Source organism: Pseudomonas sp. VE 267-6A (genome assembly GCF_024126555.1).
In the GTDB taxonomy this organism is placed as follows: Bacteria; Pseudomonadota; Gammaproteobacteria; order Pseudomonadales; family Pseudomonadaceae; genus Aquipseudomonas; species Aquipseudomonas palmensis.
This window is the reverse complement of the sequence record NZ_JAMYBY010000021.1, coordinates 58261-71605: the sequence shown is the minus strand read 5'-3', so window position 1 is coordinate 71605 and position 13345 is coordinate 58261. Positions and strand designations below refer to the sequence as shown.

Below are 13345 nucleotides of genomic sequence, written 5' to 3'. Positions count from 1 at the left end.
TCGCGGGGCGCAGGGAGCCGGGTGTTCGGGCACCGGCACACGCCCTTCAGGGGCCGAGGATGTACACAGGGGAACGGATGAACGGGTGAAATAATTAGGCGCCACTGTGGCGCGGCGACCGGTGATTTTCGAAGCGGATCACGGGGTGGTGCTTAGAACCAAAAAACAGTTTGAAGTATTACTTTTCGCATTTGACAATAATTATCATTAAGAATAGCTTGTCGCACGTCGTAGGAAGCATCTCCTCGCGGAGTGCTTCGCTTCCCTCTTCGAGAACAAGGTGAAATTTCCATGGCGGAACAACTGTCCACAAGTAAGTGCGATTCACCGTTACTCCAAGCGTTCGTCGACAATCGCAGCATTCTGGTGAAAATTGCCGCCCGGATCACCGGGTGTCGCTCACGCGCCGAGGATGTCGTGCAGGACGCTTTCTTCCGGCTCAGTGCAGCCCCGCAGATCACCTCGTCGTTCAAGGCGCAGTTGAGCTACCTGTTCCAGATCGTGCGCAACCTGGCCATCGACCATTACCGCAAGCAGGCGATGGAGCTGAAGTATTCCGGCAGCGAAGAGGAAGGTCTGAATGTGGTCATCCATGGTGCCTCGCCCGAAGCCACGCACATCAATTTCGCGACGCTTGAGCACATTGCCGATGCGCTGAGCGAGCTGCCGGAGCGCACCCGCTATGCGTTCGAGATGTACCGCCTGCATGGCGTGCCGCAGAAGGACATCGCCAAGGAGCTGGGCGTGTCGCCGACCCTGGTGAACTTCATGATTCGCGATGCGCTGGTGCATTGCCGCAAGGTGTCGCTGGCGCGGGGTGAGGTGGCCTGAAGGGGCCACCCTGCGCCGCTGCTGCCCTGTAGGAGCCGGCGTTGCCGGCGATCCTCCCTCCAGGCCAGATGCCGGGTGTCCGGCAGCACGAGCGCCTTGTGCTGGTTCGCCGGCAACGCCGGCGCCTACAGGATCGGTTGCCGGCCTATACCAGCCTGCAGCGCTCGAAGAAGCGCTCGCGTCCCAGGATCATCAGCGCCGCGCGCTTGTGCGGGAAGTCGAATTCCTTCTCGCAGTGAAAGCACTGGTCGTGCATGTAGCCGATCATCTTGGCATTGTCGGCCCGAGGCTCGGCCACCACGCGCTGGGTGCGCGGGTCGTCCAGGAACAGGTAGTGCACCAGCGCCGACAGCCAGCTGGCCACCTTGTGCGGCCCGCGGTGCGTCTGCTCCCCTACCAGCATGTGAATGCCGCGGTCGTAGTCGTCGGCCGCATAGAACGGTGCAATCCGGTCCTCCTTGGCCCAGTAGGCTTCGAAGTAGGCAAACGGCTGGTCGTCGAAGCAGCCGATCAGGGTCAGTGTGTGCGGGTCGGCCTCAAGCTTGCTCAGGTAGTCGCGGTGCTGTTCGAGGCTGCCGCCCTCCTGCCAGAAGCTCAGCACCCGCGGGTTGTTCTGCCAACGGTTGAAGCGCTCCAGGTCGTGGTCGATTTCCAGGGTCCGCAACGAGATCCAGGCCCCCAGCCGCGCATCGAAGCGCCGATATACTTCCCCCCGCGGCTTGGGCGCACGGCGCGGATGACGCTTGCCGGCACTGATCTGCATCTGCTGCGGGTACACGCCCGACAGCGATTCGCCCAGCCACGGTTGCGGCAACTGCCAGAACAGCGTGCGTTCGCAGCGGTAGCGCCCCGCCTGTTCGTCGGCCACCAGCAGGCCGCTGGCCAGTGCCGCCTCGGGCACCTGCGCCAGATGCCAGCACAGGCGCTGACACCCCGGATCGCGGGAAAACAGCCAGTAGCACGCGGCCCACAACGCCTGCTGTGGGCGCTCGGGGCAGGTGTATTGCAGGTGCACGTTGAGGTCATCACCGCGCTCCAGACGCAGGCGCACCAATGGCGTGTCTTCGAGCACCAGGCTCAGGTGGCAGTCGGTTTCATCGGCGCTGAGGCTGCGCCAGCGCGGCAGGGACAACGCGCAGGTTGCGGTATCGGAAGGCATGGTCTTGGGCTCACGAAGTGGAAGAGACAATCTCACTGCTGTTGACGTGAAAACCGTGGGCGAATTTAGGGCGAATGGGCCGCGCTGACACCGATCTGGTAAGGCCCGAAGATGTCCTGCAACTGACCGTTCTCGTGCAGTTGCTGCAACAGACGGGCAAAGGCCTCGCCACTGATCGGTGCCTGGGGACGCAACAGTGCATAATGGTGATAGGTCTGGTCGGTACGCTCGGAGGCCAGGAACTGGCCTCGGTAATCCTCGTGGCGCGCCAGAAAGTCGTACAGGTACGAACGGGTCACCAAGGCCACGTCGGCGCGGTCGCGCTGCACCATCATCAGGTTGCTGTCGTGGGAATAGGTCAGGGTGGCGCCGAATGTTTGCTGCAGGTACCTGGCGTCGGCATTGAAACCGGCGAAGGCGTAGTGATAGCCGCTGTACAACGCCAGGCGCTTGCCCTGCAGGCTGTCGAAGTAGCCCTGGCCGCGGCCTTCGATATTGTGCGTGACGAAGACTTCGGCATCTTCGAGGCCGAGATCGACCTTGACGAAGTCGATGCCTTTCCAGCCCCAGTCAGGGTTTTCGAAGATCGCCATGTCGATGCGACCCTCGTTGAAGTCGCGAAAGCGTCGCGGTATGGAGGTGGGCACCAGCGTGAAATGGTAGGTGTCCTGAAGCGCGTTCAAGGCCTGGATCAACTGCGCCAGCAGGCCGCTGCCGGTATCGCGTTCGGGATTGACGGTGTACGGGGGAAAGTGCGCTGCGCCGATCCTGATCTGCTCCTGGGCACACGCCGGTGTGGTCAGCCACGCCACCGCGAGCATCGACAGGGAGAGCACGACCTGTGGCAGTGACGCTGAACTCAAGGCAACACACTCTTTACGGGTTCGCGCCTAAACTAGGCGTTTTCCTACGCTTGCACAACTGGCAGAACCATCAGGCAAATGGCCACGGGATACCGCACAGGCCACAGATTGGCTACGCTCAGGCGAGTATCTGTCAAGGAGCCTGCCATGGGCCACTGGTTGGTGATCGACCTGGAAGCTACCACCGACGAGGGTGGCTGGCCGATCGAAGACATGGAAATCATCGAGATCGGCGCCAGCCTGGTCAACCGCGAAGGCCGCGAGGTGGACCACTTCCAGCGCTTCGTCAAACCCCGGCGGCGCCCGCTGCTGACGCCCTTTTGCCGTGAGCTGACGCATATCGCCCAGGCGGACATCGACGCCGCCGCCTCCTTTGCCAAGGTGTGGGACGGGTTCGAGCACTGGCTGCAGCATCAGCAGGCGCACCTGCAGGGCTGGGTCAGCTGGGGCGACTACGATCGCCGCCAGCTGCTGCAGGAATGGCAGGTGCACCAGGTGCACAGCCTGCTGGCCGACACCTGCCACCTCAACCTCAAGCAGCGCTTCGCCAAGGCCCGCCACCTGAAACGCCCGCCCGGGCTCAAGGGCGCGCTGGCCCTGGCCGGGCTGCAGTTTGTCGGGCAGCAGCACCGCGCCCTGGAAGATGCGCGCAATACCGCACGCCTGCTGCCGCTGAGCCTGCCGGCCCAGGGCGCCTGAAAGCGGATGACGCCACCGGGAGGCTTGGGCATACTGGCCAGCCCTTTTTTGCCCCTTTCAGGAGTCGCCCATGTTTAAGGTCAACGAGTACTTTGATGGCACGGTCAAGTCGATCGCCTTCACCGGCGCCGAAGGCCCGGCCACTGTCGGCGTGATGGCCCCGGGCGAGTACGAGTTCGGTACGGCCAAGCGCGAGATCATGCACGTGGTGTCCGGCGCCCTGATCGTCAAGCTGCCGGGCAGCGACAACTGGGAAACCTTTACCGCCGGCAGCCAGTTCAATGTGCCGGCCGACAGCAAGTTCCAGCTGCAGGTGAAGGTCGATACCGCCTACCTGTGCGAATACCGCGACTGATTCAAAGGCTTCGCCGGCAAGGCCGGCTCCTGCAGGGGACTGCGGTCGTTGCAGGAGCCGGCCTTGCCGGCGAAGCGGCCATCAGCGTAAAAACGCCACGATGCTGTCCGCCGCCGCCCCCAGGTGGTGCGCATGGCTGAACCCCGAGGCCTTCAGCGGCTTCAAGTCATGATCCCCTGCCACCAGCCAGCACAGCTCGATGGCTGACGACAGTGCATACCCCTCCACCGTCTCGCGATTGCCCAGCGCATCACGCTCGCCCTGCACGATCAGGGTTGGCGTCTTCAGTTCGGCCAGGTGCGCCACCCGCGGCTTCTCGGGCTTGCCTGCGGCATAGAACGGATACCCCAGGCACACCAGCGCATCCACCCCCAGTTCGTCCGCCACCAGGCTGGCCATGCGCCCGCCCATGGACTTGCCGCCGATCACCAGCGGCCCAGCGACCAATGGTCGCACCTGGGCCACCACTTCGCGCCAGCAGTCGAGCAGGCGGGCCTGGGGGTTTGGCGGCCTTCTGCCACCATCGAGCCGGCGCTGGGCCATGTAGGGAAACTCGAAGCGCAGTACCGCCAGCCCTTGCGCGGCAAGCCTCTGCGCCATGTCGGTCATGAACGCGCTGTCCATGGGTGCGCCCGCGCCGTGGGCCAGGATCAGGCACCCCAGGGGCGACGCATCTGCCTGATTTTGCGGGGCATCGTACAACCAGCCGCGTTGTTCGACCCACTGCGCCCATTGATCCCCGTCAATACCGGCCACTTGCCCATTACTCATGCTTGCCTCGCTGTTTAGCCTGCCTATAACCGTGGATGGGAACCCATACATGAACACAACCAGCAGTACCGCCTACAACTACCAGGTGGTCCGCCAATTCGCCATTATGACGGTGGTGTGGGGAATCGTCGGGATGGGGCTCGGCGTTTTTCTCGCCGCGCAGCTCGTCTGGCCTTCACTCAACTTCGACCTCCCGTGGACCAGCTTCGGGCGCCTGCGCCCCTTGCACACCAACGCGGTGATCTTCGCCTTCGGGGGCTGTGCACTGTTCGCCGCCTCCTACTACTCGGTACAGCGTACCTGCCAGACCGTGCTGTTCTCGCCACGCCTTGCCGCCTTTACCTTCTGGGGCTGGCAACTGGTGATCGTGCTCGCGGCCATCAGCCTGCCGCTGGGTTATACCAGCTCCAAGGAATACGCCGAACTGGAATGGCCGATCGACATCCTGATCACCATCGTCTGGGTGGCCTACGCCGTGGTGTTCTTCGGCACCCTGATGAAGCGCACCACCAAGCACATCTACGTGGGTAACTGGTTCTTCGGTGCGTTCATCATCACCGTGGCGATCCTGCATATCGTCAACAACCTGGAAATCCCGGTCAGCCTGACCAAGTCGTACTCGCTGTACGGCGGCGCCACCGACGCGATGGTGCAATGGTGGTACGGCCACAACGCCGTAGGCTTCTTCCTGACCGCAGGCTTCCTGGGCATGATGTACTACTTCGTGCCCAAGCAGGCCGAGCGCCCGGTGTACTCGTATCGCCTGTCGATCGTGCACTTCTGGGCCCTGATCACCCTGTACATCTGGGCCGGCCCGCACCACCTGCACTACACCGCCCTGCCCGACTGGGCGCAGTCGCTGGGCATGGTGATGTCGCTGATCCTGCTGGCGCCCAGCTGGGGCGGCATGATCAACGGCATGATGACCCTCTCGGGCGCCTGGCATAAGCTGCGCAGCGACCCGATCCTGCGCTTTCTGGTGGTGTCGCTGGCGTTCTACGGCATGTCGACCTTCGAAGGCCCGATGATGGCGATCAAGACCGTCAACGCCCTGTCGCACTACACCGACTGGACCATCGGCCACGTACACGCCGGCGCCCTTGGCTGGGTAGCGATGATCTCGATCGGCGCGCTGTACCACATGATCCCGAAAGTGTTCGGCCGCGAGCAGATGTACAGCCTGGGCCTGATCAACGCGCACTTCTGGCTCGCCACCATCGGCACCGTGCTGTACATCGCCTCGATGTGGGTCAACGGCATCGCCCAGGGCCTGATGTGGCGTGCAGTCAACGCCGACGGCACCCTGACCTACTCCTTCGTCGAAACCCTGGTGGCCAGCCACCCTGGCTTCATCGTGCGGTTCGTGGGCGGTGCGATCTTCCTCACCGGCATGTTCCTGATGGCCTGGAACACCTGGCGCACCGTGCGTGCCCCAGCGGGCGAGACCGCCAACGCCACTGCGCAGCTGGCCTGAGGAGAACCTGATGAAACACGAAGTAATCGAGAAGAACGTCTTCCTGCTGGTGCTGTTGATGGTGTTTGCCGTCAGCATCGGCGGCCTGACCCAGATCGTCCCGCTGTTCTTCCAGGACGTCACCAACAAGCCGGTCGAAGGCATGAAGCCCTACACCGCGCTGCAGCTGGAAGGCCGCGACATCTACATCCGTGAAGGCTGCGTACAGTGCCACTCGCAGATGATCCGTCCGTTCCGCGCCGAAACCGAACGCTACGGCCACTACTCGGTAGCCGGTGAAAGCGTGTGGGACCACCCGTTCCTGTGGGGCTCCAAGCGTACCGGGCCTGACCTGGCCCGCGTCGGCGGCCGCTACTCCGACGACTGGCACCGTGCGCACCTGTACAACCCGCGCAACGTGGTACCCGAGTCGAAGATGCCGGCCTATCCGTGGCTGGTGGCCAACCCGGTCGACAGCAGCCATACCGAGACCAAGCTGCGCGTGATGCGCACCCTGGGCGTGCCCTACAGCGACGACGATATCACCGGCGCCGTGGCCTCGCTCAAGGGCAAGTCCGAGATGGACGCGCTGGTCGCCTACCTGCAGGTGCTCGGCACCGCGATCAAGAACAAGAGGTAAGCGCCATGGACTTCACACTGGATATCGGCCAGTTGCGCGGCCTGGGCACCCTGCTGGTAGCCATCGCCTTCATCGGCCTGGCGCTGTGGGTGTTCAGCGGCCGGCGTGACCGCGAGTTCGCCGAAGCGAGCCTGCTGCCGTTCGCCGACGATCGCCTTGTACCTGCCGCCAAAGAATCCGAATCGAGGAGTAACGGGCAATGACCACCTTCTGGAGTACGTACATCTGCGTACTGACCATCGGTAGCCTGATCGGCCTGACCTGGCTGCTGCTCAGCACCCGCAAGGGCCAGAGCAAGGGCACCACCGACCAGACCATGGGCCACAGCTTCGACGGCATCGAGGAGTACGACAACCCGCTGCCCAAGTGGTGGTTCTGGCTGTTCGTGGGCACCCTGGTGTTCTCGGTGGGCTACCTGATCCTGTACCCGGGCCTGGGCAACTGGAAAGGCATCCTGCCCGGCTACGAGAACGGCTGGACCGGCGCCAACGAGTGGCAAAAGGAAATGGACCGCGCCGACGCCAAGTTCGGGCCGATCTTCGCCAAGTTCGCCGCCATGCCGGTGGAAGAAGTGGCCAAGGACCCGCAGGCGCTGAAAATGGGCGGTCGCCTGTTCGCCTCCAACTGCTCGGTGTGCCACGGCTCGGACGCCAAGGGTGCCTACGGCTTCCCCAACCTCACCGACAATGACTGGCGCTGGGGCGGTGACCCGGAAACCATCAAGGCTTCGATCATGGGCGGTCGTCACGGCGTGATGCCGGCCTGGGCCGAAGTGATCGGCGAGCAGGGCGTGGCCGATGTGGCCGGGTTCGTGCTGACCAACCTCGATGGCCGCAGCCTGCCCAAGGACGCCAAGGCCGACGTGGAAAACGGCAAGCAACTGTTCGCCACCAACTGCGTGGCCTGCCACGGACCGGAAGGCAAAGGCACCCCGGCGATGGGCGCACCTGACCTGACCCACCCGCAGGCATTCATCTACGGTTCGAGCTATGCCCAGCTGCAGCAGACCATCCGTTACGGCCGTCAGGGCCAGATGCCGGCGCAGCAGGAGATTCAGGGCAACGACAAGGTCCACCTGCTGGCGGCCTATGTCTACAGCCTGTCGCAACCGGCAGAGAACGTAACTGCCAAGTGAAACGATGATGTAACTGAGCCTTGACTCAAACCGCCGCATCGACAACGGTGCGGCGGTTCCCACCGCCCCTTGCGACCAAGTGTCGCACCCCGCCGCACACCCGCCTTGCACCCCCCCTGATCGAGACTAAGCTTGTTGCCACAGTGGCTTGAAGTCTTGCACCTGAATGCACCTTTTTGGCGCACTTTCTGTTCGCGAGCCACCACCAAAGGCTGATGGATCCCGGCCCAAGTGCGAATTGCCTGCCCTGACCACGCAGGACGATAGTGCCAAGGCAGCTTAATGCGTGCACAACGAAAGCGGAATAATGGTGCACATTATCGCCTTGCGATTGTGTACACTTCCCACCGCCAATCGGCTGGAAACGCCGTAAAATCGGCCTTCGCAAGGTGCGGCGCGATTTCCATCGCGTTGCAATAACCACACGGTTTATACATACTTGCGCCGATTTTTTAACCAACAAAAACACCCAAACCGTGGAACCTTAGAATGAGCACAGCAATCAGTCCGACTGCTTATAACTATAAGGTCGTCCGCCAGTTCGCCATCATGACGGTGGTCTGGGGGATCCTTGGCATGGGCCTCGGTGTCTTCATCGCCTCGCAACTGGTCTGGCCTCAGCTGAACCTGGACCTGCCGTGGACGAGCTTTGGACGCCTGCGCCCCCTGCACACCAACCTGGTGATCTTCGCCTTCGGTGGGTGCGCACTGTTTGCCACTTCCTACTATGTCGTGCAGCGAACCTGCCAGACGCGACTGATTTCCGACAGCCTCGCGGCCTTCACCTTCTGGGGCTGGCAAGCGGTGATCGTCGGCGCGCTGGTCACCCTGCCGCTGGGCTACACCACGACCAAGGAATACGCAGAACTGGAATGGCCTATCGCCATTTTGCTGGCCATCGTGTGGGTTACCTACGGTGCGGTGTTCTTCGGCACCATCGTCAAGCGCAAGACCAAGCACATCTATGTGGGCAACTGGTTCTACGGTGCCTTCATCGTGGTGACCGCGATGCTGCACATCGTCAACCACGCCTCGCTGCCGGTCAGCCTGTTCAAGTCGTACTCGGCCTACTCGGGCGCGACCGACGCGATGATCCAGTGGTGGTACGGCCACAACGCCGTGGGCTTCTTCCTGACCACCGGCTTCCTGGGCATGATGTACTACTTCGTACCCAAGCAGGCCGAACGCCCGATCTACTCGTATCGCCTGTCGATCGTGCACTTCTGGGCGCTGATCACCCTGTACATCTGGGCAGGCCCCCACCACCTGCACTACACCGCACTGCCCGACTGGGCGCAGTCGCTGGGCATGGCGATGTCGATCATCCTGCTGGCCCCGAGCTGGGGCGGCATGATCAACGGCATGATGACCCTGTCGGGCGCCTGGCATAAGCTGCGCACCGACCCGATCCTGCGCTTTCTGGTGGTATCGCTGGCGTTCTACGGCATGTCGACCTTCGAAGGCCCGATGATGGCGATCAAGACCGTCAACTCGCTGTCGCACTACACCGACTGGACCATCGGCCACGTACACGCCGGCGCTCTGGGCTGGGTAGCGATGATCTCGATCGGCGCGCTGTACCACATGATTCCGAAAATCTATGGCCGCGTGCAGATGCACAGCGTGGGCCTGATCAACGCGCACTTCTGGCTGGCGACCATCGGCACCGTGCTGTACATCGCCTCGATGTGGGTCAACGGCATCACCCAGGGCCTGATGTGGCGCGCCATCAACGACGACGGCACCCTCACCTACTCCTTCGTCGAAGCGCTGCAGGCCAGCCACCCGGGCTTTATCGTGCGTGCACTGGGCGGTGCGTTCTTCGCCTCCGGCATGCTGCTGATGGCCTACAACGTTTGGCGCACCGTCCGCGCCTCGCAGCCGGCCGAAGCTGAAGCCGCCGCTCAGATCGCTGTCGTTGGAGCTCACTGATGAAGCACGAAGTAGTCGAGAAGAATATCGGCCTGCTGGCCTTCTTCATGGTCATCGCCGTGAGCATCGGCGGCCTGACCCAGATCGTCCCGCTGTTCTTCCAGGACGTCACCAACAAGCCGGTCGAGGGCATGAAGCCCCGCGTCGCGCTGGAGCTGGAAGGCCGCGACATCTACATCCGTGAAGGCTGCGTGCAGTGTCACTCGCAGATGATCCGTCCATTCCGCGCCGAAACCGAGCGCTACGGCCACTACTCGGTAGCCGGTGAGAGCGTGTGGGACCACCCGTTCCTGTGGGGCTCCAAGCGTACCGGGCCTGACCTGGCCCGCGTCGGCGGCCGCTACTCCGACGACTGGCACCGCGCGCATCTGTACAACCCGCGCAACGTGGTGCCGGAGTCGAAGATGCCGGCCTACCCGTGGCTGGTGGAGAACACCCTCGACGGCAAGCTGACCGCCAGGAAAATGGAAGTGTTGCGTACCCTCGGCACGCCCTACACCGACGAGGACATCGCCGGTGCCCGCGACGCGGTCAAGGGCAAGACTGAAATGGACGCTCTGGTTGCCTACCTGCAAGGGCTGGGCACCATCATCAAAAGCAAACGGTGACCTTGATGGATATCGGGATGATTCGTGGCCTGGGCACCGTCGTGGTGATGGTGGCCTTCATCGGCCTGGCGTTGTGGGTATTCAGTTCTCGGCGCAAGTCCGAGTTCGACGAAGCGACCATGCTGCCCTTCGCGGATGATCCCGAAGCCAGCAAGCACGTCGAGCAAGCGCAAGCGAGCGCTTCTAGGAGTAACAAAGAATGACTACCTTCTGGAGTCTGTACGTCACCGTTCTGAGTCTGGGTACCATCTTTGCCCTGACCTGGCTGCTGCTGTCCACCCGCAAGGGCCAGCGCAGCGAAACCACCGAAGAAACCGTGGGCCACGCCTACGACGGCATCGAGGAATACGACAACCCGCTGCCCAAGTGGTGGTTCATGCTGTTCGTGGGCACCATCGTGTTCGCCCTGGGCTACCTGGTGCTGTACCCGGGCCTGGGCAACTGGAAAGGCCTGCTGCCGGGCTACCAGTACCTGGACAACGAAAACAAGGTGGCCTTTGCCAACGGCGAGTCGGGCTGGACCGGCGTGCACGAGTGGGAAAAGGAAATGGCGCGTTCGGATGCCAAGTTCGGGCCGATCTTCGCCAAATTTGCAGCGATGCCAATTGAAGAAGTGGCCAAGGACCCGCAAGCCCTGAAGATGGGTGGCCGCCTGTTCGCCTCCAACTGCTCGGTATGCCACGGCTCCGACGCCAAGGGCTCCTACGGCTTCCCCAACCTGACCGACGACGACTGGCGCTGGGGCGGCGAGCCCGAGACCATCAAGGCCACCATCATGGGCGGTCGTCACGGCGTGATGCCGGCCTGGGCCGAAGTGATCGGCGAGCAGGGCGTGGCCGATGTGGCCGGGTTCGTGCTGACCAACCTCGATGGCCGCACCCTGCCCAAGGACGCCAAGGCCGACGTGGAAAACGGCAAGAAGCTGTTCGCCGCCAACTGCGTGGCCTGCCACGGGCCGGAAGGCAAAGGCACCCCGGCGATGGGCGCGCCCAACCTGACCCATCCGCAGGCGTTCATCTACGGCTCGAGCTACGCCCAGCTGCAGCAGACCATCCGTTACGGCCGCCAGGGCCAGATGCCGGCGCAGCAGGACATTCAGGGCAACGACAAGGTCCACCTGCTGGCGGCCTATGTCTACAGCCTGTCGCACCAGCCAGAGAAAACCGCCGAAGCGCAGTGAACATGCCCCGGCTGTGAAAAGGCCCCGCCAGTGTTGCTGGCGGGGCCTTTTTATTGGCGCAGGCCCCTTCTGCCGGCTAGCCGGCCAAGGGGCCGGATCTGCCACCCACGTGACTCAGGTCAATTGACAAGCTCCACTACACTATCGCCCGCCACTAACCAACGCGACCAAAGGTCGCACTGCACCCTGTACCGCAATGACAGGCGTATCATGCGCCCTAGAGCAGCAACAACTTCTGACTGCGGTCGGCATGTACTGGCCGCGGCACTTTTCCACTGCCGTGGGACTCAATGATGAGCAAACAGATTCCAGTACATGACGTCACCCCACCTGCCAAGAAAGATGCCGGCGGCGTCGACCTCTATGCCGCACGGGAAAAGATCTACACCCGCGCCTTCACCGGCCTGTTCCGCAACCTGCGCATGGCCGGCGGGGCCCTCCTGTTCCTGCTGTACTTCGGTACCGTCTGGCTGAACTGGGGCGGGCACCAGGCCGTGTGGTGGAACCTGCCCGAGCGCAAGTTCTACATCTTCGGCACCACCATCTGGCCCCAGGACTTCATCCTGCTCTCGGGCATCCTGATCGTCGCGGCCTTCGGCCTGTTCTTCATCACCGTGTTCGCCGGGCGCGTGTGGTGCGGCTATACCTGCCCGCAAAGCGTGTGGACATGGATCTTCATGTGGTGCGAGAAGGTCACCGAAGGCGACCGCAACCAGCGCATCAAGCTCGACAAGGCGCCCATGAGTGCCAACAAGCTGGTGCGCAAGCTGGCCAAGCACAGCCTGTGGCTGAGCATCGGCTTCGTCACCGGCATGACCTTCGTCGGCTACTTCAGCCCCATTCGCGAACTGAGCATCGAATTCTTCACCGGCCAGGCCGACGGCTGGGCCTACTTCTGGGTCGGCTTCTTCACCCTGGCCACTTACGGCAACGCCGGCTGGCTGCGTGAGCAGGTGTGCATCTACATGTGCCCGTATGCGCGCTTCCAGAGCGTGATGTTCGACAAGGACACGCTGATCGTGTCGTACGACCCGCGTCGCGGCGAAACCCGCGGCCCGCGCAAGAAGGACATGGACTACAAGGCCAAGGGCCTGGGCGACTGCATCGACTGCACCATGTGCGTGCAGGTGTGCCCGACCGGCATCGACATCCGCGACGGCCTGCAGATCGAGTGCATCGGCTGCGCCGCCTGCATCGATGCCTGCGACACCATCATGGACAAGATGGAGTACCCGCGCGGGCTGATCAGCTACACCACCGAGCACAACCTGTCGGGGCAGAAGACGCACATGCTGCGCCCGCGCCTGATCGGCTACTTCGTGGTGCTGCTGGTGATGATCGGCCTGCTGGCCACCGCCTTCCTCATGCGCCCGCTGGTGGGCTTCGACGTGAGCAAGGACCGCGTGCTGTACCGCGAGAACGCCCAGGGCCGCATCGAGAACGTGTACAGCCTCAAGGTGATGAACAAGGACCAGCGCGACCACGTGTACGTGCTCGATGCCTCCGGCCTGCCGGACCTCAAGCTCGAAGGCGCGCGGGAGATCCGCGTGGCGGCCGGCGATATCGTCAGCCTGCCGGTACAACTGTCGATGGCACCGGAAGATCTGCCTTCGACTGCCAACGAAGTCACCTTCACCCTCAAGGACGCCGACGACAACGGCACCCAGGTCGAAGCCAAGAGCCGTTTCATCGGCCCCAACATTCGCTAAGAGAGTAGAG

The 13345-nt window shown here is 63.0% G+C and carries 15 protein-coding genes; 12 read left to right on the top strand and 3 right to left on the bottom strand.

From position 1 onward, the window contains the following. The first annotated feature begins 291 nt into the window (after nucleotides 1-291). Nucleotides 292-831, top strand: a complete 540-nt coding sequence (locus NJH59_RS21940; protein ID WP_253087304.1) for an RNA polymerase factor sigma-70 — start codon at nucleotides 292-294, stop codon at nucleotides 829-831. A gap of 145 nt (nucleotides 832-976) precedes the next feature. Here NJH59_RS21940 and NJH59_RS21935 read toward each other — a convergent pair whose 3' ends face one another. Next, nucleotides 977-1990: a GNAT family N-acetyltransferase gene (locus tag NJH59_RS21935; RefSeq protein ID WP_054915575.1), complete on the bottom strand. Its 1014-nt coding sequence runs from the start codon at nucleotides 1988-1990 to the stop codon at nucleotides 977-979. Nucleotides 1991-2055: 65 nt separating this feature from the next. Beyond that, nucleotides 2056-2811, bottom strand: coding sequence for an ABC transporter substrate-binding protein (locus NJH59_RS21930; protein ID WP_043862419.1), 756 nt, complete (start codon nucleotides 2809-2811; stop codon nucleotides 2056-2058). A gap of 189 nt (nucleotides 2812-3000) precedes the next feature. On the opposite strand from NJH59_RS21930, the gene NJH59_RS21925 reads away from it, so the two are divergent. Further along, nucleotides 3001-3552, top strand: coding sequence for an exonuclease domain-containing protein (locus NJH59_RS21925; RefSeq protein ID WP_043862393.1), 552 nt, complete (start codon nucleotides 3001-3003; stop codon nucleotides 3550-3552). Between the two features lie 70 nt (nucleotides 3553-3622). After that, nucleotides 3623-3907, top strand: a complete 285-nt coding sequence (locus NJH59_RS21920) for a pyrimidine/purine nucleoside phosphorylase (protein ID WP_088515639.1) — start codon at nucleotides 3623-3625, stop codon at nucleotides 3905-3907. 81 nt (nucleotides 3908-3988) lie between these two features. Here NJH59_RS21920 and NJH59_RS21915 read toward each other — a convergent pair whose 3' ends face one another. Then, nucleotides 3989-4678 carry an alpha/beta family hydrolase gene (locus NJH59_RS21915; RefSeq protein ID WP_043862391.1) on the bottom strand — a complete coding sequence of 230 codons (690 nt, stop codon included), beginning with the start codon at nucleotides 4676-4678 and terminating at the stop codon, nucleotides 3989-3991. Between the two features lie 49 nt (nucleotides 4679-4727). On the opposite strand from NJH59_RS21915, the gene ccoN (NJH59_RS21910) reads away from it, so the two are divergent. From ccoN (NJH59_RS21910) to ccoG, 9 genes are all read left to right on the top strand, one after another. Then, nucleotides 4728-6152, top strand: coding sequence for a cytochrome-c oxidase, cbb3-type subunit I (ccoN, locus tag NJH59_RS21910; RefSeq protein ID WP_123753608.1), 1425 nt, complete (start codon nucleotides 4728-4730; stop codon nucleotides 6150-6152). 10 nt (nucleotides 6153-6162) lie between these two features. Further along, nucleotides 6163-6771 (top strand): cytochrome-c oxidase, cbb3-type subunit II, encoded by a 609-nt coding sequence (ccoO, locus tag NJH59_RS21905; RefSeq protein WP_043862389.1) that lies wholly within the window; start codon nucleotides 6163-6165, stop codon nucleotides 6769-6771. Nucleotides 6772-6776: 5 nt separating this feature from the next. Beyond that, nucleotides 6777-6974 (top strand): CcoQ/FixQ family Cbb3-type cytochrome c oxidase assembly chaperone, encoded by a 198-nt coding sequence (locus NJH59_RS21900; RefSeq protein WP_043862388.1) that lies wholly within the window; start codon nucleotides 6777-6779, stop codon nucleotides 6972-6974. Further along, on the top strand, nucleotides 6971-7906 hold the full coding sequence (gene ccoP, locus NJH59_RS21895; protein ID WP_116053297.1) for a cytochrome-c oxidase, cbb3-type subunit III: 936 nt from the start codon (nucleotides 6971-6973) through the stop codon (nucleotides 7904-7906). Before NJH59_RS21900 ends, ccoP (NJH59_RS21895) begins: the two co-directional genes overlap by 4 nt. 489 nt (nucleotides 7907-8395) lie before the next feature. Then, the gene (gene ccoN, locus NJH59_RS21890) at nucleotides 8396-9838 is read left to right on the top strand and encodes a cytochrome-c oxidase, cbb3-type subunit I (protein WP_043862386.1); all 1443 of its coding nucleotides are present in this window, start codon (nucleotides 8396-8398) and stop codon (nucleotides 9836-9838) included. Then, the gene (gene ccoO, locus NJH59_RS21885; protein WP_043862385.1) at nucleotides 9838-10446 is read left to right on the top strand and encodes a cytochrome-c oxidase, cbb3-type subunit II; all 609 of its coding nucleotides are present in this window, start codon (nucleotides 9838-9840) and stop codon (nucleotides 10444-10446) included. Before ccoN (NJH59_RS21890) ends, ccoO (NJH59_RS21885) begins: the two co-directional genes overlap by 1 nt. 5 nt (nucleotides 10447-10451) lie before the next feature. Beyond that, nucleotides 10452-10649, top strand: a complete 198-nt coding sequence (locus NJH59_RS21880; protein WP_043862418.1) for a CcoQ/FixQ family Cbb3-type cytochrome c oxidase assembly chaperone — start codon at nucleotides 10452-10454, stop codon at nucleotides 10647-10649. Beyond that, the gene (gene ccoP / locus NJH59_RS21875) at nucleotides 10646-11626 is read left to right on the top strand and encodes a cytochrome-c oxidase, cbb3-type subunit III (protein WP_043862384.1); all 981 of its coding nucleotides are present in this window, start codon (nucleotides 10646-10648) and stop codon (nucleotides 11624-11626) included. Before NJH59_RS21880 ends, ccoP (NJH59_RS21875) begins: the two co-directional genes overlap by 4 nt. Before the next feature lie 293 nt (nucleotides 11627-11919). Beyond that, on the top strand, nucleotides 11920-13335 hold the full coding sequence (gene ccoG / locus NJH59_RS21870) for a cytochrome c oxidase accessory protein CcoG (RefSeq protein WP_058542067.1): 1416 nt from the start codon (nucleotides 11920-11922) through the stop codon (nucleotides 13333-13335). The last annotated feature ends 10 nt before the right edge of the window (nucleotides 13336-13345 follow it).

Coding starts and splice junctions, on each gene's coding strand:
- NJH59_RS21940 (WP_253087304.1), top strand. CDS start 292: ATGGCGGAACAACTGTCCACAAGTAAGTGCGATTCACCGTTACTCCAA.
- NJH59_RS21935 (WP_054915575.1), bottom strand. CDS start 1,990: ATGCCTTCCGATACCGCAACCTGCGCGTTGTCCCTGCCGCGCTGGCGC.
- NJH59_RS21930 (WP_043862419.1), bottom strand. CDS start 2,811: ATGCTCGCGGTGGCGTGGCTGACCACACCGGCGTGTGCCCAGGAGCAG.
- NJH59_RS21925 (WP_043862393.1), top strand. CDS start 3,001: ATGGGCCACTGGTTGGTGATCGACCTGGAAGCTACCACCGACGAGGGT.
- NJH59_RS21920 (WP_088515639.1), top strand. CDS start 3,623: ATGTTTAAGGTCAACGAGTACTTTGATGGCACGGTCAAGTCGATCGCC.
- NJH59_RS21915 (WP_043862391.1), bottom strand. CDS start 4,678: ATGAGTAATGGGCAAGTGGCCGGTATTGACGGGGATCAATGGGCGCAG.
- ccoN (WP_123753608.1), top strand. CDS start 4,728: ATGAACACAACCAGCAGTACCGCCTACAACTACCAGGTGGTCCGCCAA.
- ccoO (WP_043862389.1), top strand. CDS start 6,163: ATGAAACACGAAGTAATCGAGAAGAACGTCTTCCTGCTGGTGCTGTTG.
- NJH59_RS21900 (WP_043862388.1), top strand. CDS start 6,777: ATGGACTTCACACTGGATATCGGCCAGTTGCGCGGCCTGGGCACCCTG.
- ccoP (WP_116053297.1), top strand. CDS start 6,971: ATGACCACCTTCTGGAGTACGTACATCTGCGTACTGACCATCGGTAGC.
- ccoN (WP_043862386.1), top strand. CDS start 8,396: ATGAGCACAGCAATCAGTCCGACTGCTTATAACTATAAGGTCGTCCGC.
- ccoO (WP_043862385.1), top strand. CDS start 9,838: ATGAAGCACGAAGTAGTCGAGAAGAATATCGGCCTGCTGGCCTTCTTC.
- NJH59_RS21880 (WP_043862418.1), top strand. CDS start 10,452: ATGGATATCGGGATGATTCGTGGCCTGGGCACCGTCGTGGTGATGGTG.
- ccoP (WP_043862384.1), top strand. CDS start 10,646: ATGACTACCTTCTGGAGTCTGTACGTCACCGTTCTGAGTCTGGGTACC.
- ccoG (WP_058542067.1), top strand. CDS start 11,920: ATGAGCAAACAGATTCCAGTACATGACGTCACCCCACCTGCCAAGAAA.